Annotated in this window: 20 protein-coding genes; 15 read left to right on the plus strand and 5 right to left on the minus strand. The window is 69.1% G+C overall.

From position 1 onward, the window contains the following. Window positions 1-28: 28 nt before the first annotated feature. From RM572_RS05910 to RM572_RS05920, 3 genes are all read right to left on the minus strand, one after another. Window positions 29-1,219 carry a serine/threonine-protein kinase gene (locus RM572_RS05910; RefSeq protein WP_311672216.1) on the minus strand — a complete coding sequence of 397 codons (1,191 nt, stop codon included), beginning with the start codon at window positions 1,217-1,219 and terminating at the stop codon, window positions 29-31. Between the two features lie 145 nt (window positions 1,220-1,364). Beyond that, complete coding sequence (locus RM572_RS05915; protein WP_311672217.1) at window positions 1,365-1,577, minus strand: DUF397 domain-containing protein; 213 nt, start codon at window positions 1,575-1,577, stop codon at window positions 1,365-1,367. Then, entirely contained in the window at window positions 1,559-2,401 is an 843-nt protein-coding gene (locus RM572_RS05920; protein WP_311672218.1) for a helix-turn-helix domain-containing protein, read from the minus strand. Before RM572_RS05920 ends, RM572_RS05915 begins: the two co-directional genes overlap by 19 nt. 204 nt (window positions 2,402-2,605) lie before the next feature. Here RM572_RS05920 and RM572_RS05925 point away from each other — a divergent pair, with 204 nt between their 5' ends. Further along, a complete protein-coding gene (locus RM572_RS05925) occupies window positions 2,606-2,845 on the plus strand; it encodes a hypothetical protein (RefSeq protein WP_394813531.1) in 240 nt (79 codons plus the stop codon). Continuing rightward, window positions 2,842-3,069 carry a hypothetical protein gene (locus RM572_RS05930; RefSeq protein ID WP_311672311.1) on the plus strand — a complete coding sequence of 76 codons (228 nt, stop codon included), beginning with the start codon at window positions 2,842-2,844 and terminating at the stop codon, window positions 3,067-3,069. The genes RM572_RS05925 and RM572_RS05930 overlap by 4 nt, the downstream gene beginning before the upstream one ends. 11 nt (window positions 3,070-3,080) lie before the next feature. Here RM572_RS05930 and RM572_RS05935 read toward each other — a convergent pair whose 3' ends face one another. Then, window positions 3,081-6,434 carry a type ISP restriction/modification enzyme gene (locus tag RM572_RS05935; RefSeq protein WP_311672220.1) on the minus strand — a complete coding sequence of 1,118 codons (3,354 nt, stop codon included), beginning with the start codon at window positions 6,432-6,434 and terminating at the stop codon, window positions 3,081-3,083. A gap of 579 nt (window positions 6,435-7,013) precedes the next feature. Here RM572_RS05935 and RM572_RS05940 point away from each other — a divergent pair. The 4 genes from RM572_RS05940 (at window position 7,014) to RM572_RS05955 (ending at window position 9,977) form a co-directional block, all read left to right on the plus strand. Continuing rightward, entirely contained in the window at window positions 7,014-7,250 is a 237-nt protein-coding gene (locus tag RM572_RS05940) for a hypothetical protein (RefSeq protein ID WP_311672221.1), read from the plus strand. Between the two features lie 202 nt (window positions 7,251-7,452). Continuing rightward, entirely contained in the window at window positions 7,453-8,493 is a 1,041-nt protein-coding gene (locus tag RM572_RS05945; protein ID WP_311672222.1) for a hypothetical protein, read from the plus strand. A 152-nt stretch (window positions 8,494-8,645) separates the two neighbouring features. Beyond that, on the plus strand, window positions 8,646-9,518 hold the full coding sequence (locus RM572_RS05950) for a hypothetical protein (protein WP_311672223.1): 873 nt from the start codon (window positions 8,646-8,648) through the stop codon (window positions 9,516-9,518). 183 nt (window positions 9,519-9,701) lie between these two features. After that, a complete protein-coding gene (locus RM572_RS05955) occupies window positions 9,702-9,977 on the plus strand; it encodes a DUF3253 domain-containing protein (protein WP_311672224.1) in 276 nt (91 codons plus the stop codon). Between the two features lie 30 nt (window positions 9,978-10,007). On the opposite strand, the gene RM572_RS05960 is transcribed toward RM572_RS05955, so the two are convergent. Then, the gene (locus RM572_RS05960; RefSeq protein WP_311672225.1) at window positions 10,008-10,670 is read right to left on the minus strand and encodes a lysophospholipid acyltransferase family protein; all 663 of its coding nucleotides are present in this window, start codon (window positions 10,668-10,670) and stop codon (window positions 10,008-10,010) included. Window positions 10,671-11,064: 394 nt separating this feature from the next. On the opposite strand from RM572_RS05960, the gene RM572_RS05965 reads away from it, so the two are divergent. From RM572_RS05965 to RM572_RS06005, 9 genes are all read left to right on the plus strand, one after another. Next, the gene (locus tag RM572_RS05965; protein ID WP_311672226.1) at window positions 11,065-11,385 is read left to right on the plus strand and encodes a hypothetical protein; all 321 of its coding nucleotides are present in this window, start codon (window positions 11,065-11,067) and stop codon (window positions 11,383-11,385) included. An 11-nt stretch (window positions 11,386-11,396) separates the two neighbouring features. Further along, a complete protein-coding gene (locus RM572_RS05970) occupies window positions 11,397-13,589 on the plus strand; it encodes a DUF6571 family protein (protein ID WP_311672227.1) in 2,193 nt (730 codons plus the stop codon). 52 nt (window positions 13,590-13,641) lie between these two features. Beyond that, window positions 13,642-14,244, plus strand: a complete 603-nt coding sequence (locus tag RM572_RS05975; RefSeq protein ID WP_311672228.1) for a hypothetical protein — start codon at window positions 13,642-13,644, stop codon at window positions 14,242-14,244. A gap of 67 nt (window positions 14,245-14,311) precedes the next feature. After that, a complete protein-coding gene (locus RM572_RS05980; protein ID WP_311672229.1) occupies window positions 14,312-14,914 on the plus strand; it encodes a hypothetical protein in 603 nt (200 codons plus the stop codon). A 247-nt stretch (window positions 14,915-15,161) separates the two neighbouring features. Further along, window positions 15,162-16,817, plus strand: coding sequence for a tetratricopeptide repeat protein (locus RM572_RS05985; RefSeq protein ID WP_311672230.1), 1,656 nt, complete (start codon window positions 15,162-15,164; stop codon window positions 16,815-16,817). Between the two features lie 347 nt (window positions 16,818-17,164). Then, window positions 17,165-18,007 (plus strand): DUF4397 domain-containing protein, encoded by an 843-nt coding sequence (locus RM572_RS05990; protein WP_311672305.1) that lies wholly within the window; start codon window positions 17,165-17,167, stop codon window positions 18,005-18,007. A 26-nt stretch (window positions 18,008-18,033) separates the two neighbouring features. Further along, complete coding sequence (locus RM572_RS05995) at window positions 18,034-18,714, plus strand: class F sortase (protein ID WP_311672231.1); 681 nt, start codon at window positions 18,034-18,036, stop codon at window positions 18,712-18,714. Window positions 18,715-18,774: 60 nt separating this feature from the next. After that, complete coding sequence (locus RM572_RS06000) at window positions 18,775-19,593, plus strand: anti-sigma factor (protein WP_311672232.1); 819 nt, start codon at window positions 18,775-18,777, stop codon at window positions 19,591-19,593. After that, window positions 19,586-20,776, plus strand: coding sequence for a lycopene cyclase family protein (locus RM572_RS06005; protein WP_311672233.1), 1,191 nt, complete (start codon window positions 19,586-19,588; stop codon window positions 20,774-20,776). The genes RM572_RS06000 and RM572_RS06005 overlap by 8 nt, the downstream gene beginning before the upstream one ends. The last annotated feature ends 29 nt before the right edge of the window (window positions 20,777-20,805 follow it).

Here is a 20,805-nt window from a genome sequence, read left to right on the forward strand (position 1 = left end):
CGCCCCCGCGTCGCCTCCCGCTCACCGACTACAGGGCCGGTTGCATCGCGTACCTGGCCCGCAACTCTTCGGCCACCTTCTGCGAAGCCGGCTTCCGGCCCGGTCTGCGGAGCGGCTCGTCCGGCCCAGCGGGGCCTGTGTCGGAAACCTCCGCGTGCGGCGGGGCCGACGGCGACGGCTGCTCCTCGTCCTCGGCAGGCCCCAGCATTTCAGGACGGTCCAGTGGGCTGTCCTGCCCTTCCTCGTCGACGACCAGGGTGTGCACGTCGAGCGCGTCGCCGTACTCGGCGATGATCCGTTCCCACACCACGGGGGAGGGCCCGGGCCGATGGTGCGCACCAGCCTTCCCCTCGGGCCGAGTACAGACATCGACCAGGGCATGCCGAGCCTTGGCCGGTGTCAGACCGGCGTCCTCCATCAAGGCCACACACTGCGTGGTGACTTCCGCGAGGGTGGGTCTGTCCTCGGGGGCATGGGCCAGCAGGGCGGCCACGAGGGGGACGAGTTCCTGCGGCAGTCCGGAGAGGTCCGGCGGTTCGTCCTCATCGGTCACCTTGGCGACTATCGCCGGCCAGCCGTAGCCCTCGTACGGGTAGTGGCCGGTCGCCGCGTAGAGCAGGACCGTGCCGAGGCCGTACACGTCGGCCGGAGCCTGCACTTTGGGACGGCCGCGCGCCTGCTCCGGCGGCATGCAGCGCACCGTGCCGACGATCATCCCGTCCTGAGTGAGAGTGTCCTTGCCCGCGTCCATGAAGGCACCGAGCCCGAAGTCGATCAGGATCGGGCCGTACTCCCCGAGCATGACGTTCTGCGGCTTGAGGTCGCGATGCAGCAGATCGACGGCGTGCACCGCCTCCAGCCCCTCGGCAAGCAGCGCGCCGAGAGAAGCCACCAACGGCACCGGGAGGACGCCGGTGTCTCCCACCTGTTCCTGGACGGTCCGGCCGGGTACGTACTCGACGGCCATCCACGGCTGATCGGCATACGGATCGGCGTCGAGGAAGCGGGCCACGCGGTTGGTCCCGACGACCGTCCGAGCGATCAACGCCTCCCGCTCGAAACGCGCTCGGGTCGCCTGGTCGAGCCTGTCGTTCCTGATCACCTTCACGGCAACCGGATCGCCACCAGGCGAGTAGGCCAGGTAGACCCGCCCCATACCCCCCGCGCCCAGCTCGTGTTCGACCGTGTACCGGCCGATGTGCGTGGGCGCCTCACTCATGACTCACGCGTCACCCTCTCGTGCCGACCTTGTCCGGGCACGCCATACCTTCACCGAACGTTCACCCTAGCGCTGCGATTGGCGTGCTGTCAGGGGCTTCCTCGGTCTGACATGCGCGAATGCGAGGGAGTGGCTGCGACCATACTCACCTGGTAAGGCGACCGCCGCCCTTGACCGCCGACACGAACGAATTCCAGCCAGTGACGCCGAAGACGAGCGCTGGGCCGCTCGGGAGCTTGCTGTCGCGCACAGGGACGACGTTGGCGAAGTCGTCGGAAACCTCGACGCACGCTCCGCCGTCTTGGTTGCTGTAGGAGCTCCTACGCCAGGTGGCGGCGGTCAGGTCAATGGATCGCACGTCACTTCCTCCAACATCTGCCCAATGAACTTCCGCGACTCGGCTGGGTGGAGGGCCAAGTCGCGCACCGCATCGTACGTCTTTTGCAAGCGCACGACAGGGCCGGCTTCCTCGATGAGTTCGCCCTGATATCCGTTCTCGGTGTACGCGACAGTCCTGCCCTCTGGGAGAAGCAGATACCACATGTCCGCGCTCATCAGCCCATGCACTCCAGCGCTGTGAAGGAGCACCTGCACCGCCACGTCGGGGCGCTCCGCCATCTCCGCCAAGTGCTCCAATTGTGCGCGCCACTCCCCCGCGTCCCGCAGTGGCGTCCGTAGGACCGCTTCCGACAAGATGGTCCGGAACGGCGGCGCGTCCTCCCCCTGCAGCAACTCCCGTCGGCCCATCCGTGCTTCGACTTGCTGATCTAGCTCATTGCCGCGCAGGCCGCCGGCCGTCAGCACCTCCCGCGCGTATCCGGGAGTCTGCAACAGACCCGGCAGGACGCTCACTGCGAAGTGCCAGAGGCTGACGGCCTCCGCCTCCAACGCCATGTACCGCCGATACCGCTCTCGGAACTGCGTGTGGTCCCCCGCCGCCAGCTCCCACAGGGCAAGCAGTAGGCCCGGCGTCTTGTAGTGGGTGTCCAGCGCCTGGACGACCTCCGGGCTGCCCAGGGTCTCGCCCTTCTCCATCTTGCCGAAGAGCGACCAGTCCCAGCCGAGGCGTTCGCCCAGCTGCCGCAGGCTCATTCCGCTCGTTCTCCGCAGGGTGCGCAGTTCCTCCGCGAATCGCTGTCGCGGTTCCTGGCTGCGGCCGGTGACGACGCGACGCTGCGGCATTCCGCTGCTCCCCTCCGAGGCGTTCTGCGTTCACGGGCGTGGAAGGTGTGGCACGTCCTGGGGCCGTTGCGGAAGCACCGCTCCGTCCACAGCCGGGCCGGTCACCTTCGGGGGCATTCTCGTCACACCCGCGCTACTCAGCGTAATCCACGCTGTTCGACCGGGTCAGGCAAACGACGAATTCGCTCTCCGACGAGGATGGTCATGGCGCACAACCCGAAGATCCAGGAAGCTCTCGACGCCCGCGACGCACTCGCCTCGGCCATCACGCGGGCCGGCGTCCAGCTCCCCGCGATGGACGTCCGCACGCCCTGGGCGGCGGATGCGGACGAGGACGAGGAGCGGGAGGGGGACGCGCGGTACGCGCTCGTGCACCTCGGAGTGTGCTCGGCATCCGTGGCGGTGTTGCTGGCCGACGTCATCGTGCGAGGCCTCACCTCGTGACCGATGAGGTGGCCACCCCGGCGATCGGGCAAACCGTTCACGACACCGATCGTGACAAGGTCGGCGAGGTGATGGGGCACGAGGGCCCGTACCTCCAACTGCGCCCGCTCGGCGGCGGCCGCGAGTGGGACGCCGCACCGCGTGCGGTCCGTGCGCTGAGCCGCTCCGAGCTGCTGAGCGCGCTGGTCGCCGAGGCCAACGCGCGCAGCCGACGAAGGGTGTGACGCCACCGGCCCTACGGGTCCTTCGGCTTCAGCTGGTGTGGCCGGTGGGTCGTGGGCTTGTGGCTTCGTCGAGCCCGCGCAGCGGGGGCGGAGGCCGGGCCGTCCTGTTGTGCGGTGAGCGGCCGAACGGCGTGCGGCTCGCGGGGCTCGATGCCCTCGGTGCCGGGGAGGTCGTCCGGCTGCACCGGCGCCGGCACGGAACGGCGTGAGGTCTTCGGAACGGGCAAGATGCTTCGGCGCTCCAGCTCGGCGACACTGATCAGCGGGGAGACGAAAACACGGGCGAGCAGCTCGTCCTGGGACGGCTCCAACGCGACGAGGTGTGACAGCACGGCCAGCACTCGCTGCAGTTCTCTGCTCCACTCTGGCTGCCATCGGTCGGGGCGTATGCGGTCCAGTTCGCTGACCGCTCTGCGGGACGGAGGCCCGGTTCTGCGTTTCAGCCAGCCGTCGAGAACGTTCTGTCCGCCGACCTGGTACTCCCGCACCTCAGTCGTCACCGGTCCGAAGGCGCCCTGGCCAAGGCGCAGTTCCAGAGAGTCCGGGTCATGGACGAAGCGCTCGGGCAGCTCCTCCCCGCCGACCTTCCTCTGGTAGGTGACCTGCGGATGCGCGGTCGCCCACACCCGGTCGGCGCCGCTGGGTCTCCCCTCTGCCGGGTCCACGAACCGCTCACCGAAGGTCGAGGCCCAGATGACCTTGCGTCCGACGGCGATCGCCTCCCGCCACAGCACGGAGTCACCCGTCAGCGGCACGCGGATGCCATGGGTGGTGAGCTCGTCGTCGAAGCGAGCGCGGAAGCCGGGATGGGCAGTGATCGCGGCGATGTAGGCGGCCAGGTCCTCGGCGGTTACGGGCAGATCGCCGTAAGAGTTGCGCAGGTGCGGCAGGAGCCCAGGCACCACGCTGGGGCTGCCGTCCTTCTGCAGGAGCGGCAGCACTCGGCCGCCGCGCCCATCAAAGTGGTCCAAGTCCGGCATCGACGCGGTGAACAGGACGGCGGGGCCATCGCCAAATCGTTTCGAGTGCTGCTCGACCAGATACACCTGCTCTCGGAGCCGGCTCTCCCACAGGTCGGGTGAGCACCTGTCCAGAACCCTGTTGTCCGGGATGATCCACTCACGGTCGAAGGGGCGGTAGGCGACGGGCACCGGATCCGGGCACTCCGGGTCCGCCTCCAGTATCGACTTCCTCCGCTGCGTGGAGCCGGGCAGCGGTTTGACCGGCCGGTCGACGGAGCGGCTGTGAGTCTCCCTGAACAGGGCGCGTTTCTCGGCGATGTCCTGCTCGGACGCCAGCCGCCGCCATCGGGCCCGCAGGGTGTCGGCGTCCGGGGAGTAGGCCCACGTTCGCTTCGGCAGGATGCCGGGCACCGCCCACGGCAACAGATCGCCCAGGGCGGGATACGTGTCCCAGTCGCCCTCTGCGGCAGGGGTGAACGGGGCGCGGCCGTCGGTACGAACCGGGCGCCACTGTTCGCTGTCCGGGTCCAGGGCTTCGAGCTGCGTGTACTTCTCCTCACGGGTGGCGCCGTCCAGGGCTGCGTACCGAATGTCTGCCGGCTTGTCGTCAACTCCGCTGCGGACGAACACGGCGATGGCGAGTTGTTGCTGCACACCTTCGAAGAGACGGGTCCGCGTAGGCGGTTGAATGCGTTCCGGGCTCAGTTCGATGATCCAGCCCTCGGTGCACGTGCGGCGCAGGTACTCCCTCATCCCTCGGAAGCCTGGGCCGCTGAGGAAGCCCGCGGTGCTGATGAACGCGACGATCCCGCGGTGCGATTCCGGACGGTGCTGGTCGAAGACCTTGTAGGTGGCCCAGCGCCAGAAGTAGACGTACAGGTTCTTGAGCTTGTTCTCCTGGGTGCCGTTCCGGCCGCCCAAGCGGAAGGCGTCGAGCAGCGGCGGGATGTTCTCCGCCTCGTGCCCCTTCTCCACCCACCCGCCCTCGCCTTCGGCCCGTTCTCGGTCAGGCGGGTTGCCGATCATGACGGTGACCTTCTCCTCACGTTTGATCCAGTCCGCCTGGCGGCTGTTCTCGACCAGAGGGTCGCCGGCGGGCAAGAAGGTGAAGAGCGTGGATCTCTCGTAGGGGTCTGCGAGGGTGTCGGCGAGATGGAGTCGGAGATCGCCGAGCTGGGTGTCTGTGTCCTGCTCCCGGAGCGTCTGGGTGATCCGCATCTGCGCGACCGCATAGGCGGCCATCTGGCGTTCGAGACCGACCAGCCGGCCTGCCAGCTGTTCCACGGCCTCGCCGCGGAAGCCTTCCCCGCGGAGGGCGCGCTGCTCGGCGACCTGGTCGATGATTTCGCTGAGGAAGGTCCCCGTCCCCATGGCGGGGTCGACGATCGTCACCTGGTCATCGGCGAAGCCTTCCGTGCAGCCGAGCCGGGTGCGCAGCACGGCATCGGTGAAGCGGACCATTTCCTTCACGAGGCGCGGCGGCGTGTAGTACGTGCCGGAGCGCTTGCGCAGCTTGCGGTCATACTCCTGCAGGAAGTTCTCGTAGAGGTGGACGTGGGCGTCGGGCTCGCGGGCCTTGATCGCCTTCCACTCCACGGCATCGACGACCCATACGAGGGTGTCGATGCGGCGAGCGAACTCGGTGTCCACCGTCTCGGTGAGCAGTTGGAGCGCACGGCCCATCACCGTGTTCCCCGCCTTCAGCTCACTCGCGACGTCGCCGAAATGCCGTCCGGTGAGCGACACACCCTCGATACGGGCCAGCAGCAGGGAGAAGGCGATGGTCTGCACGTAGCGGTCGGCGAACAGGTGGTCGGGGTCCTGTCCGTCGGTGGAGGGGAAGAGCACCGTGCTCCAGTGGTGGGCGAGCGCGGTGAACGGCTTGGGAGCGCGCCGCGGGACGCGGGGACCGTCCGGGAGTCGGCGTTCGATGGCGAGCTGCTCCAGCACCTCTTCGCGCAGGTACTGGCACAGCGGAGCGATGGACGTCACCAGCTGGCGCACGGTGGTGATGCGAGCGGGCTGCCACCCGAGGAAGTCCGCCAGCAGGTCCTGGAACGCGGCGCCGTCGGCGTCCCGGGTGCGCATGCGGTTGCCGGACCGGTACAGGTCGCCGTCGAGGCGGACCGTCCTCAAGGGTCGCGGGCCTCCGCGGTAGAGACACCAGGTGTGGCCGTTGCTGTACAGCACGTTGGGCAGCCGCCGCATCAGCTCCCACTGCTCACGGTCCCGCTTGGTGAAGCCGTCCGGTGTGATGTCGTGGCCGGGCGCCTTCAGCTCCAGGAAGCCGGTGATGCGTCCGGTCGTCTCCACCGCGTAGTCCGGACGCACCCGGGCTTCGGGAAGCGGATACTCGGGGTGCAGTCGGGGCGTCAGTTTCCAGCGTGCCCCAACGGTTTCCACCAGAGTCGACACCGGTGGGCTGATGGACGCCTCCGTGTCACTGACCCGCAGACGCGCCTCACACTCGGCGCCGAAGTCCGCTACGAGGGCACGAATCCAGTTCTCCGGCACCCGGTCTCCCCTCCAGGTCGTCCGTCACGGCGACGAGTCACCGCCGCCACAGCGTGGCTCGGGGACTAGAGGACTGCGCAGTGCGCACCGAAGGCGCGCGGGATGCACAGACGGCGCGTTCTGAGGCTGTTGAGACCCGGCCCGGTCGAGGGGCCCCGCAGAGTCCGGGGGCCAGCATCTACATCGCTTCGGAATATCTGGCCCAGCTCAAGGCTGGGAGCGGGTTCGCCGACGTCCCGGCGGACGAGATGACACCGGCCCTGCCGCAGGAGCGCGCGGCACGGTACAACGGAGGCCCTTACGGGGAGAGTGACGCTGCTCAGGCATACGGCCGAGGGTTCGCGAACAACATCGACAGCGCGAGGCAGGCTCTGCGTGACTGATTCAGAGACCCGTCTGCGCCCCAGCACGGGGGCGCGGACGGCTACACAGGGAGTGTGCGGCCTCGTCTTGGTCACCCTTCATGTCGTGGGAGGCTTCTTCGTCCTCAACGCCCTCAAGACGACCTCGGAGGGGCCGTGGGACTCGAGCGTCCCGGACACGGTCCGGTTGATGGCCGGCTTGGGGCTCTTGACGGAAGTCCTTGCGGTCGCCGTCACAGCCGCGTTCGTCGCTCTCGCCGGTCTGCGGAAATGGTGGTTCGTGATTCCTGCGCTCCTGGCGATGACCGCAGTCGCCCGGATGGTGCTCGCTCCCGGGACATGAGCACTCTGCCTGCTGAGGCTCTCCACCCACACTGTCCGCGCCGATCATCACACTGCGCGACGAGTAGTCGTCACACCGTCACCGTGCGGTGTACGCTGCCGTCTGAACGGGTTGCCCCATTCCGAACATGAGGCAGCCCCCGGAGGTGTTAGCGCACCAGCCCGGGGGCCTACACCCCGAGGACTTCGAAGGAGTCCCCGAAATGCTCCGGCATGCTATCGCGCCTGCGCGGGCGTTCGCGCAGATCCCGAACGCCATCCTTCGCCATCCCCGCCTGTCGTCGGACGCGAAGACCCTCCTGAACTGGCAGCTGTCACTCCCGCCCGGAGACCGGCAGTGCCTCAGCGACACCGCCCGGCGCGCCGGGATCGGCAAGTGCGCTTTCCAGAACGCCAAACGCCAACTCCGCGACGAGGGTTACCTGCACGAGTGGCGGACGCAGACCGGCGGCGGTCGCTTCGTCACCGTCCAGCTCGTCTCCAACGCACCGCTGAGCACGAAGGAAGCGCTCGCAGCGCGCGACGGGCTCCAGCCCGCGCCCGGTGGGGCGCGCCTCGCGGAAGCGCGGCCGAGTGACGGGACACCGGCCGCCGGTGAACCGACCGGCCAGGCCGTCGGCCGTCAACCACAGGAGAACACCGGGAAGAAGACCCACCAACCCGCCTCGTCCGCACCCGAGCGTGCAGCGGAGGTGACGACAGAGCCGCCGCATGACCAGGCGGAGCCGGCAGCGACCAACAGCGGCGCCCAGCGCTCCGAGGAGTCGTCCACCCGCCTGCTGGACGCAGAGGCGTTCCTGCACTCACTCGGACGCGACGACCCACGGCTCAGCCTCCCCCGGCACACCGCCCGTCACCTCGCTCCCCTGGCCGTCGCCTGGCTGGACACCGGATTGCCACGCGATCAACTGCGGCACGCTCTCAGCCAGGGCCTTGCAGGTGCGCGTTCGACCGTCGCCCTCCTCCGCTGGCGCCTGGCGAACGCCCTCCCCGACGTTCCTCCCCCACCGCCGTCCGGCCCGCGCCCCCGAGCGCGTCTCTCCGGCATGCGCGAGTGCCGCACGCGCCACACACAGCCGCGCCTGTTCACCCCGGCGCCTGGTAGCGACAACGATCTCTGTCCCGACTGCCGCGCTGCTGCCGCCAAGGCCGCCGGAGACGGCCCGGAACCGCTGGACGCCCCCGGCTTCGCCGCCTTCCTCTCCGCTCGCGCGGTCAAGCGCACACAGGGCCGGGCAAGGTAGCCCTCAACAACGTCGCGCTTGACGCTGCTTCGGACGAACAGCCCGGCAGGCGGAGCACACCGCGTCGCGAGCCAGGCAGAGCCGTCTTTGGCGGTCGGGCGGCGCACGCCTCCGCGTCACTGGACGCGTGCGGCAGCGGTAACGTCCGCGAGGTGAGCGAGTACCAGTACTACGCGTTCCAGGCCCTCGACCGCCCACTCCGCCGGGAGGAACAGGAAGAGCTGCGGGCGATCTCCACCCGGGCCCAGATCACCGCCACCAGTTTCACCAACACCTACGAGTGGGGTGACCTGCGCGGGGATCCGCGTCGCATGACCGAGCGCTACTTCGACGCACACCTGTACGTCACCAACTGGGGCACCCATCGACTGATGCTCCGCCTGCCCAAGCGGGCGCTGGCCCTGGCCACGGTGAAGCCGTACTGCCTCGACCACCGTATCGACGCATGGACCACCCGCACCCACCTCCTGCTCGACCTCACCAGCGACGACGAAAGCGGCGAATGGGTAGAGGGCGCCGAGGACTCCCTGGCCGCCCTCATCGGACTACGCGACGAACTCGTCGACGGCGACCTGCGCCCCCTCTACCTCGCCTGGCTCTCCGCGCTCGCCGCCTGGGAACTCGAAGACGACGAAGAGGAGGAGTACCAGACCTGTCCCGAGCCGCCCGTTCCGTCCGGACTCGACGAACTGACGGGCCCGCAGCGCGCGCTCGCGGACCTGCTGCGTGTCGACGACGACCTGCTGACAGCCGCGGCCCAGGACAGCCCCACCACCCCCGGGAAGCCGGCCAGGCCCACGAAGAGGGAACTCGCCCCGCTGATCGCCGGCATGCCCCAGAAGGAGAAGGACGCTCTGCCGCTGCAGCTCGCCCTCGGCCCGGAACCCGGGTGGCGAACCGAACTTCTGCATCGTCTTCGCGGCACCGAACCACCTGCCGCCGCCGCAGGGCGCCGTTCCGCCGCCCACCTCCTGGACACCGCGCACACCCTGCGCACCGCACGCAGGCAGCACGGCAGGACGTGAACGTCCCACCCGTCGGGCAGGAAGCCGCTCCTCACCCGAGAGACCGAGACCTGATCACGACTGCCTCGCCGACGGGCCGACGTTCCGCTCGGGCGGGGCGTACCCGTGAGGGAGGCGCCCCGCCCGAGCCGGGCGTGCCATGGCACGCACGACGTGCCGGGATCCGGTGCCAGACTGGACAGCGTGGCGGAGAGGGATGAGCAGCTCGACCAGCGGCTGGAGCGGGCCATCGTGAGCCTGCTGCAGCGCCGTGCCGAGACTGCTTCGATCTGCCCGTCCGACGCCGCGCGCGAGGTCCACGAGGGCGACGGCGAGGGCTGGCGAGCCCTGATGGAAGCGGCCCGCCGGGCGGCCTGGCGTCTGGAAGCGGCCGGCACGGTCGTGGTGACCCAGGCTGGGCGGCCCGTCACGGAGACCGAGGTGCGGGGGCCCGTCCGTATCCGGCTGGCACGTCGGTAGCCGGGTCGCGACGGCTTCCGGGACGGGACCTCATGCGGCGAGCGCCGCGGGTTCGCCGAGGCGGGAAGCGGCCACGCGCCACGCGGTGGTCACAGCCGTGTGGGCCCGGGCCGTGCTCGCGGGGTGGTCGCCGGACAGGGCCAGTGGCGCGCCCACGTGCACATGCAGGTCCGGCCGGCGCAACGGCGCCGTGACCAGCCCTGCGAGCTGCTTGACGGCACCGCCCGAGGTGACCCGGCGGGCACCGGCCTGACCCACGGGGACGACGGGAGCACCGGTGCGTTCGGCGAGCCGCACCAGACCGCTGCGGAAGGTGCCCGGTGCCGCTTCCGCAGCGTCCCGCCGAAGGGGCAAGCCCCCTTCGGCGTAGATGAGGACCAGCCGCCCCTTGCTCAGGGCGTCGGCTGCGGCGTCGAGCGCGTCCGCGGCGCGCCGGTGTCCGCGACGGACCGGGATGTGTCCTCCGCGGGTGAGAGCGCACCCCAGCAGGGGAATGCGCCACAGTCCCGCGGCTGCCATGACGACCGGCTCGATACCCAGGCGGTGCAGGGCGGCGACCACGATGGCGGGATCGGCGAGGGAGGTGTGGTTGGCAGCGAGGATGCTGCCCGGCGCGAATGCGGCATCGGGGTCGGTGGTGACCGACAGCCGGCCTGCGGCGGGCACCAGCGTGGCAGCGATGCGGTTGAGCATGAGCGTGCTCCCGGTCTCTACGATGTCGGCCTTCATCATCGACGGCGGCCATCGCCCCGAGCCTGAGTAGCGGTACTCATGTTCCGCTCCGGCGCAGGTCCTTCGTCGCCTCCGACAGCCGCCGTTCCGGGCGCACATGTTCACCTGCCGTGCATGACCTACCTCGCGCCGGAGCCGGCCGAGTGCTTCGACGGCGGGCCTTGCTTCACTCGGCACGGTCCGCGACGACGACGCGGCGGGGATCGTCGGCATCTGCGGAACGACGCCCGTGAGCAGGCAGTCCGCAGGGACCATGGCGCGAACCCCCCGATTCGGGCGCGCCCGGGGCTCTGTAGCATGACCGGTCGACGTTCACGCTGAGCACGCAGACGATTACGTGACGGGGATGGGGGAGATGGGTCGGACCAAGGTCGAGACCAAGGAACTGACCGCCGCGGCGGATGCGTTGGTGGGCATCCGTAGCCAGTTGCGCCGGAAGGACAACGAGGCCGACGACACGACCCGTGCGGCAGGGCCGAAGATCAACAAGGCGGGTGGCTGGAAGACGCCGCAAGGGCTCGTCACGTTCGCGGATCGCTGGAACCGCCAGGTGAAGCATCTGCACGACCGGCTGGACGGGATCAGCCGCAAGCTCCACGACTCCGAGGTGAAGTACACCGAGCGAGAGAAGCAGGAGTCGGCGAACCAGGAAAAGATCCGCCAGGACTTCGACTGAGGGGGGCCGTCATGAACTACGAACAGCTGGACCAGGCCGATCTGTCGGGCCTGGAGCAGGCGGCGAAGGACTGGCGATCCGTCAAATCCGCCTATGAGGGCCTGGGAGACGACTACGACCAGCGAGTGAGACGCCGCCTGGAGCGTAGTTGGGAGGGCGAGGCCGCCGCCGCCGCTCAGAGCGAGATCGTCCAGGTGAAGAAGCAGATGGACGCCGCAGCCGGGGAAGCCGGTCGCATGGCGAAGCTGCTGGACGACATCCATCACGACCTCCACGAGTTCCAGAAGCAGCTCCGCACCCTCGAAGGGGAGATGCAGGAGAAGCACCTGCAGGTCGGTGGCAACGGTGCGATCTCGGACCACCACCCGACGCACCAGGACAAGGCCGCCCGCCACGACCCGGGCATGGACGACTGGCGTGCGGGCCGCCAGCGGCTCGTGAACCGCTACGCGGAGAAGATCGACGACATCCTCCGGAAGGCCACCGCGGCGGACGAGACCGCGGAAACCGCACTGAAGGCGGACCGCAACGGCGAAGAGGACGACACCTTCACCAAGGCAGGTCACACCACCCTCGAACAGGTCGCCCAGGCCGAGAAGGACGCCGAGCGGGCGGCCGAACTCATGAAGGGGCGCGCTTCCCCCACCGAGCTCAGTGAGCTGAACAAACTGCTCAGCAAACACGGGAATGACCCCGTTTTCGCGGAGAAGTTCGCCAGGACACGAGGGGCGGACGGGACGCTGCAGTCCTACATGACGATGATGAACCCACCCCCGGGTTCGGGCCACGACCAGAAGGAACTACTCAAGAAGATCCAGAAGAATCTCGGCACCACGCTCGGCACCGCCACCACGGTCGACAGCCGGGCCATGGACAGGTTCGAGAAGGACCTGATGGCTGCAGGAGACAACGACTACCACTCCTCCGGAGGCCGTGCAGGCACCCACGACTACAACGGCTACCAGCTCACCAGCAGCCTGATGGCCAACGGCGAATGGGACTCGGGCTTCCTCAACGACTTCGGCACCGAACTCATCAAGGAAGAGCAGGACCGCTACCAATTCTGGGGCTCCGACCGCGAATCACATTGGGGCGGCGGCGGCTCCGCTCTCGACCTCATCACCTCCGACCCCATGGTCGGCTTCTCCGACGCCCTCGGTCACAACCCCGAAGCGGCCACGGACTTCCTCTCCGGCAGCACGGACACCGACGACGGCAAGGTCGACAATCTCGACTATCTCCTCAAGGATCGCGAGTGGCACGGCGGCGACGGGGACAAGGCCCACCTCGGTCACGCCTTGGAAGCCGCCACCACAGGGCACGCCTACGACGTGAACCCGCCGAACCCGTCGCCGCCCCACACGGAACAGCAAGCGACGATTTTCAAGGACGTCATCGGAGCCGTCTCGGAGAATCGCGAGTTGGCGACTGACGGGATGTCGGACAGCTTGGGGCAAATGGCCGGCGAGTACATGCCGGATCTCAATCGCGCATTCTTCAATGACGAAGAATTGGCGACCAAGATCATGCCTTCCTACGGTGCCCCTGCGGAGTTGTCTCAGGATGAGGCATCGCGCTTCCTCTATGCGGTCAGTTGTGACCCGCAAGGATATGCAGCGATCACTCTGGGAGAGAATCAATACACTGCTTCCGTCATGGCTCACCACGCGGAGAACCCAGGAGCCCTCCAGGTTGACCCTGCCGACGAGATGTACGAAATCTCGCGAGCCACCGGCCTCATCGACGGCATTGCTGCCAACGCGAAGAGCGACGAGATCATCCGATCGGAACTGGGCAGTGATCAGCAGTACAACGATGCACTCGAGCGAGGGGGCAAATGGGCCGAGGCTCTGATCTCCGTGGGAGGCGCGGCGGTGGGCGGCGGTGCCGGCGGCCCGGCAGGTGCCGCCATCGGTGCGGCTGCGGGGGCCGAGGTCGCAAAGATCGTTGTCGGAGAAGTGACCGGTTCAGCCCAGGACACGACAATTGAGGGCTCTGACGACGCAGCCCGTGAGTACGCGAAAGCAGAAGAGGCGTCTCACAACAACATCTGGAAGACCATGAAGGAGGCAGACGTCGGACCACCAGCAGGTATGACCATGGACGAGTGGAGGTTGGCAATCGAAAGAGGTGTGAGCGATGGCTACCGCGACGCGCATTCGAATGTGGACATGTACGCCACGAACCGCCCCGAAGGGGCCTAGCATGCATAACCAAAAAGCGACTGCGCAAAGCACGCGTTTCCTCGGGTCTGCCGTGGCCATATCCCTCTCCCTGTCGGCCTGCTCATCAACGGATGATCTGATGGCGAACGCGCACTGCAGCAGCGATGTGGTGTCGAGTAGAGAGGATGCCGAAAAAATTCTTGAACTCGCACCGAACGGAATCGATCACCTTGAACCCCGATTTAACGAGAGTGAAGCACAAGGCTACACTGCCTCGTGCACAGTAGGCGATGGCTCGGGGCGCGAGGGGCTCATCATCTACTTCAATGCAGGTTACCTGTCGGATGTCAGACGTCCATCCGAGAAATCCCTTCGCGAATTGACAGAACCCATGACCGTCGACGGTCGTTTGGCACGGGTAAAATCGAACGAACCGGGCGTCGGCGGAGTCTCCGGTGCCGCAAGTGCCATCCTGTACGCCCCGTGCACTCTCTCCGAAGCGGGGATCCTGACCCCGGAAATGAGAGAAGGGGTTATTTTTGCCGGCGCCAGGGCCGAGAATGCCTCCGATCCGGATGACCTGAGACAGCGTCAGAACACTGCCGATCTTGCACTGTCGTTTCTCGGCCACGCAGTCGAAGCATGCGACGACCCCGCAAAGCTTCCTACCAGCGTTCACGTGGATGAGGCATAGCCGTGCAGGTCGAATACAAGGGGTGGCAGGCTCTCTCATGACGCGAGGACGCATAATCGGGGCAGCCGTGGTGACGTCGCTCGTCGTGTCGAGTTGCTCTGCGAACGAGGACCACCTTCTCAACGCGCAGTGCAGCAACGACGTACTGACCAGCAAGGTGGACGCCGTGAAGATGCAGGAGCTGGCTCCGGAAGACCTGGACCGGCTGGAACCCCGGTTCGTCGAGAGCGAATCGCGGGGCTACTCATTCTCGTGCACGGTAGGCGACCGGACGGGGAGCGAGGGGCTTGCCGTGGCCCTCGACGCAGACTTCGTCCCCAACCGCACGCTTGCGACCAAGACGTCACTCAACGAAATCATAGCCTCACTACCCTCACACAACGAAGGTCGGCTGGTGCGTTTGACGTCCGGAACCCGAGGGGTCGGCGGCGCCTCCAGCGAGGCTGGCGCAGTCCTCTTGGCGCCTTGCGCTCTCTCCCAATCGAAGACGTTGCCACCGGACTTTCGGAAAGGTGCAATGAGGGCTTCTGCCTGGGCTCCGAACGCCCCCGACGCGGACAGTCTGGAGCAACGTCAGAACGCAGCAGACCTCGCGCTGTCCATTCTTCGCCACGCTGTCCAGCAGTGCGACGACCCGCCGAAACTACCCGAGTCCATGCAGATCGAATAGTGAACTTGACGCTTGCCTCCCGGGGCCGACGTCCTCCAAACGCGGTGGCCTCGACTGGCCGCTGACGGCCGAACCGTTCAAAATGGAAGTGCAGTGGCGTCACCTCCGCCCTGCGTAGGACACGGCGACGCCGATCGGCATGCGGGGCGGCTCGCCTTCGTGTCGGAGCGAGGCCGCGGCCGCGGCAGGGAGGCGGTCCGCCGTCGCACGGGGCCCGTGGTGGTGGAGACGGCCGGAGGTGCGTGCGATGAGCGACTACTACGACCTCGGCCGCTACAGCCGGCCGGTGTCGACCACGGTGGAGGCGGCGCAGGTCTGGTTCGACCGCGGCCTGATGTGGAGCTACGGCTTCCACCATGAGGAGGCGATCGACTGCTTCGAGCGGGCGCGCGCCCACGACGCGGAGTGCGCCATGGCTCCCTGGGGCGTCGCCTTCGCGCTGGGGCCGAACTACAACAAGCCGTGGGAGGCCTTCGACCCGGTCGATCTCGCGACGAGCGTCTCCCGGGCGTTCGAGGCGTCCGAAGAGGCGGCACGGCTCGCGGACCGGGCTGCGCCGGTGGAGCGGGCGCTCGTCGGGGCGCTGCGGCACCGCTACCCGCGGCCGCGGGCGGTGCCGGACCTGGCGGTGTGGAACCACCGCTACGCCGAGGCGATGCGCCGCGTGTACGGCGAGCACGCCGACGACCTCGACGTGGCCGCGCTGTTCGCCGACGCGCTGTTGAACCTCACCCCCTGGCAGCTGTGGGACCAGTGGACCGGTGAGCCGGCGCCGGGGTCCCGTGCCGTGGAGGCCCGCGCCGTCCTCGACCACGCGCTGGGACTGCCCGGGGGACCGGACCACCCGGGCGTGCTGCACCTGTACATCCACCTGATGGAGATGTCGTCCGCGCCGGAACAGGCCCTGCCGATGGCCGACCGGCTCCGCGACCTCGTCCCCGACGCGGGCCACCTGCAGCACATGCCCACCCACCTCGACGTCCTGTGCGGCGACTACGCCCGCGTGGTCTCGTCCAACTCGCGTGCCATCGAGGCGGACGAGAAGTGCGTGGCGCGTTCCGGACCGATGAACTTCTACACGCTGTACCGCTGCCACGACTACCACTTCAAGATCTACGGCGCGATGTTCCTCGGGCAGCGGGCGGCTGCGCTGCAGACGTGCGACGCGCTCGAGGCCGCGGTGCCCGAGGAACTCCTCCGTGTGCAGGTGCCGCCGATGGCGGACTGGCTCGAGGGCCTTCTCCCCCTGCGCCTGCACGTCCTGATCCGCTTCGGCATGTGGCAGGAGATCATCGACGCCGAACTGCCCGGCGACTCCGAGCTGTACTGCGTCACCACAGCGCTCCTGCACTACGCGAAGGCCATCGCCCACGCCGCCTCCGGCCGGACGGACGCGGCCGCCGCCCAGCAGGCGATGTTCGACGCGGCGCGGCTGCGGGTGCCGGAGTCGCGCATGCTGTTCAACAACACCTGTCAGGACATCCTCGCGGTGGCGGCCTCGATGCTGGAGGGCGAACTGGAGTACCGCAGGGGGAACCTCGACGACGCCTACGCCGCGCTGCGCCGGTCGATCGAACTCGACGACCACCTCCCCTACGACGAACCCTGGGGCTGGATGCAGCCCACCCGGCACGCCTACGGCGCGCTGCTGCTGGAGCAGGGCCACGTCGAGGAGGCCGAGGCGGTGTACCGGGCCGACCTGGGCCTGGACGGCAGCATCCCCCGGTCCCAGCAGCACCCGGGCAACGTATGGAGCCTCCACGGCTACCACGAGTGCCTGGAGCGGTTGGGCCGCACGCGTGAAGCCGCCCTCATCGAGCAGCAGTTGCGCCTCGCGCGGGCCAGGGCGGACGTCCCGGTGCACTCCTCGTGCTTCTGCCGGCTGTCCGCTCAGGCCGCGTAGTCCCACCACGCGTTCAGCTCGCACCCGGTGTCCTGGGCCCTGACGGTGAGGCGCGCGTAGTCGTTCCCGCCGGGCTCGGGCGACGGGTGTCGGTGATCGTGAACGTGCGTCGTAGTGCGTACTTCGCTCTGCCCGCCCCTGTCGCTGCATGCACATGCCACTCCCACCCGGGGTGTCAGCGGGCACATCCCGGCGAGCCAGCGGCGTCGGTGCCCCCGCCGGTGCCCGCCCTGCCCCCACATGACCCGGTTCGTCGGCCGACCGTGCATCCGGAACACCCCGATTCCCGGAATACAGGTCAGCAGCTTCCGCGCCGGGCGGAGCTCCCCGTGAAAGGAACCAGAGAGATGTCGTACATCCGCAGGAGCACCGCCGTTGCGGCTGCTCTCGGCACCTGCGCCCTCGGCCTGACCGCCGCTGCGCCCGCCGGCGCCTCCGAGCAGGACAAGGCCATGGTGTCCGTCTTCCACGGGGTCCCGGGGATGACCGTGGACGTCTACGCCGGCGACAAGGAGCTCATTCCGGACTTCAAGCCGGGCACGCTCACGGAGCCCATGCCGCTGGCGGCCGGCAGCTACGACCTGAAGGTCTTCCCCGACAGCGCCGACCCGAAGTCGGACGACCCTGCGATCGAGAAGACCGTCGAGGTGCCCGCCGGAGCCAACGCCACCGTCGCCGCTCACCTGAGCGCCGACGGCGAGCCGCAACTGACCGCGTTCGTCAACGACACCGCGAAGGTGGACGCCGGCAAGTCCCGCCTGACGGTGCGGCACGTCGCTGCCGCGCCGGCCGTGGATGTGCGGGCGAACGACAAGGCCGTGTTCAAGGACCTGACCAACCCGAACGAGAAGTCCGGCGTGGTGGACGCGGGCACCGTCTCCGCCGACGTGACGCTCGCCGGGACCGATGACGTGGCCATCGGCCCGGCCGACCTGCCCCTGAAGGAAGGCACGAGCAACATCGTCTACGCCTGGGGCAGCGCCGAGGAGGACAACCTCGCGCTCAAGGTGCAGACGCTCTCCGGGATGCACTCCGAACCGGGCGGCGTCGAGGCCGGCGCGGGCGACACCCAGGCCGGCAGCAACTCCGCAGCCCTCTGGCTGGCCGGCTCCGCAGGTGCGGCCGCCCTGGCGGCCGGCGCCCTGGCACTGCGTCAGCGCCGGCAGACGGCCGCGGCCTCCCGTCGCTGAGGGGAGGGGATCGCAGGAGGCACCCGATGCGACGACGCCTGCCGCCGGTCCGGGCAGCCCTCGCTGCCGCGGTGCTCTGCACCGTGGCAGCGGTGGCGTTGGTGCTGCTGCCCGGCGGCGGTCCGCCGCCGGACTTCGGCACCCGGGCGACCGGCGACACCCGCAGCTCCGGGGCGCCCGCTCCGGCCCCACACTCGACGCCACCGAGCGCGAGCGGAGCAGGGCGACCCGGGACGGACGCGCTGCCGGCCGGGCCGCCCGCCGAGCCGACGGGCATCCGCATCGACCGGGTCGGCCTCGCGGCGCGCGTGGAGCCCGTGGGAGTGCTGGAGAACGGAACGGTGGAAGTCCCGACGTCGCCCGACTCGGCGGGCTGGTACCGCTTCGGCGTCGCACCCGGCGAGGTCCGCGGATCCGCGGTGCTCGTGGGACACGTCGACCATGCCACCGGGGAGCTCGGGGAGTTCGCCGCTCTCTACGACGTCCGTGCAGGGGACGAGGTATCGATCCGCCGGGACGGAGCGGAACCGGCGCGGTACCGCATCACCGCACGCGAGGTCGTCGACCAGGAACGGCTGCCGTCCGGACTGTTCCGCCGGGAAGGGCTTCCGGTGCTCACCCTCATCACCTGCGCTCCCCCGTACGACGAGGGGAGCGGCTACCGGAACAACCTGGTCGTCACCGCAGAACCCCGGCAGCGGGCATGATCACCCTGTGTGCGCCACGGCACCCCCGACCGGGGTGGTGTCAGAAGGAGGTCTTCCGCAGTGCGTCACATCGATCCGGCAGACCTCGCGGCACGCGCATTGGACGGGCAGGCGGCGGCACTCACCCCGTGGCAGACCAGCCACCTGCGTCACTGCGACGCCTGCATCGAGCAACTCGCGTCCTTCCAGCGGGTCGCCCACGCCGGGCGGTCGCTGACGGCGGAAGACCTCCCGGTACCGCCGCCGCCCAGGGTGTGGGAGGCGCTGCTGGCCGACGTGACGAAGGACGCCCGTACGTGGGGCGCCACGCGGGGTGACACGGGCGGGGAATCCGCTGCCACCGACCGCGAGACGCCCACCGTGGCAGGGCGTACCCGGCGTACCTGGCGGACCTCTCGCCGGCTGGCCGGCGTCGTCTCCGTCGTCTGCCTGGTGCTGGGCGGCGCCGCCGCGGGCAGTGCCGCAACCTGGTGGGAGATGCGGCAGCCCGAGACGTCACCCACAGCGGCCGGGACACGAGCCCTCACTCCGCCGGAGGCGGGCGAGGCGGGCGGGACCGGCGAGGCGCGGGGCGAGGTGCAGCTCGTGCGGGACGGCGCGCCGGGCCGCGTCCGGGTGACGGTGCACGGTCTGCCGTCCACGGCCGGGTACTACGAGGTGTGGCTCATGGACCGCACGCACCGGAAGCTGATTCCGCTCGGCACCCTGGGCACGGGAGGCAGCTCCACCCTCACCCTTCCGAAAGGAGTCGACACCGACGTGTACGCCCTGCTGGACGTGTCGGCCCAGCCGTATGACGGCACCACGGCCCACTCGGGTCGGAGCGTGGTCCGCGGCTCCCTGCCGCTGAACGGCCGCGGCGGTGCGGCCGGTGCCTGACGTCGACGTCGCGATCGTCGGGGCCGGAGCGGCAGGTCTCTCCCTCGCACGGATGCTGGCCGACCCGCCGCCGGGAGCCCCTCGGCCGACGGTCCTTCTCATCGAGACGCCACTCGGACGGCTGCGCCCGCCCGAGCGGACGTGGTGCTTCTGGCACGATGCCCCGGGAGAACTCGAAGCACTCGCCACGGCGTCCTGGCCGAGGGTCCGCGTGCACGGACCCAGCGGCCGCGTCGTCGCAGCGGACATCTCGCCGATGCGCTACCTGATGATCCGTTCTCCCTCCTACGAGCGGGAAACCGACCGCCGCCTCGCGGCCGTTCGCACCCTGTCCCGTCTCGATGCCACGGTCACCGGCATCGACGACGGGCAGCGGGAGGCACGCGTGCGCTGCACGGGTCCGGACGGAGCGGTGAGTACGGTGTGCGCCCGGTGGGTCTTCGACTCCCGTCCGCACGCCCTGCCTGCGGCACGGACCCTGCTGTGGCAGCACTTCCGGGGCTGGTTCCTGCGCACGGAGCACGCCGCGTTCGATCCGGGAGCCGCGGTGCTGATGGATCTGCGCACCGAACAGCCGCAGGAAGGTCTGTCCTTCGGCTACGTCCTCCCTTTCAGCACACGTGAAGCGCTGGTGGAGTACACCGAGTTCTCCCGCAGACCCCTGACCGTGGCGCAGTACGACGAAGCCCTGCACCGTTACACGGGGAAGGTCCTGGGACTCGACCGCTTCGAGGTCGAGGCGACCGAGCAGGGCGCCATCCCGATGACGGACGGCCGCTTCCCCCGGCGCGTCGGTGCCTCCGTCTTCCGCATCGGTACGGCCGGCGGCGCGACGCGGCCCTCCACGGGCTACACGTTCACCGCCGCGCAGCGCCAGGTGCGCGCCGTGGCCGACGCCCTGTTCGCCGGCCGCACTCCCACGCCCCCTCCCGCCCACACGGCGAGGTCCCGGGCGATGGACGCGGTGATGCTGCGCGCCCTGGACACCGGCCGGGTGGACGGCGCCGCGTTCTTCGAGCGGTTGTTCACGCGTAACGACACCCGGCGGTTGCTGCGTTTTCTGGACGGGACGACGACACCGTTCGAAGACCTGCGGGTCGGGGCGAGCACCCCGGTGCTGCCCATGCTCCGCACCGTGGCCGAACTCCCCTGGTTGCGGCCCCGACCGCCCACGACGACCTGACGCCTGCCTCACACCCACCCTGGAGACGC

The sequence above is a fragment of the Streptomyces hazeniae genome, assembly GCF_031845485.1.
GTDB classification, from domain to species: domain Bacteria; phylum Actinomycetota; class Actinomycetes; order Streptomycetales; family Streptomycetaceae; genus Streptomyces; species Streptomyces hazeniae.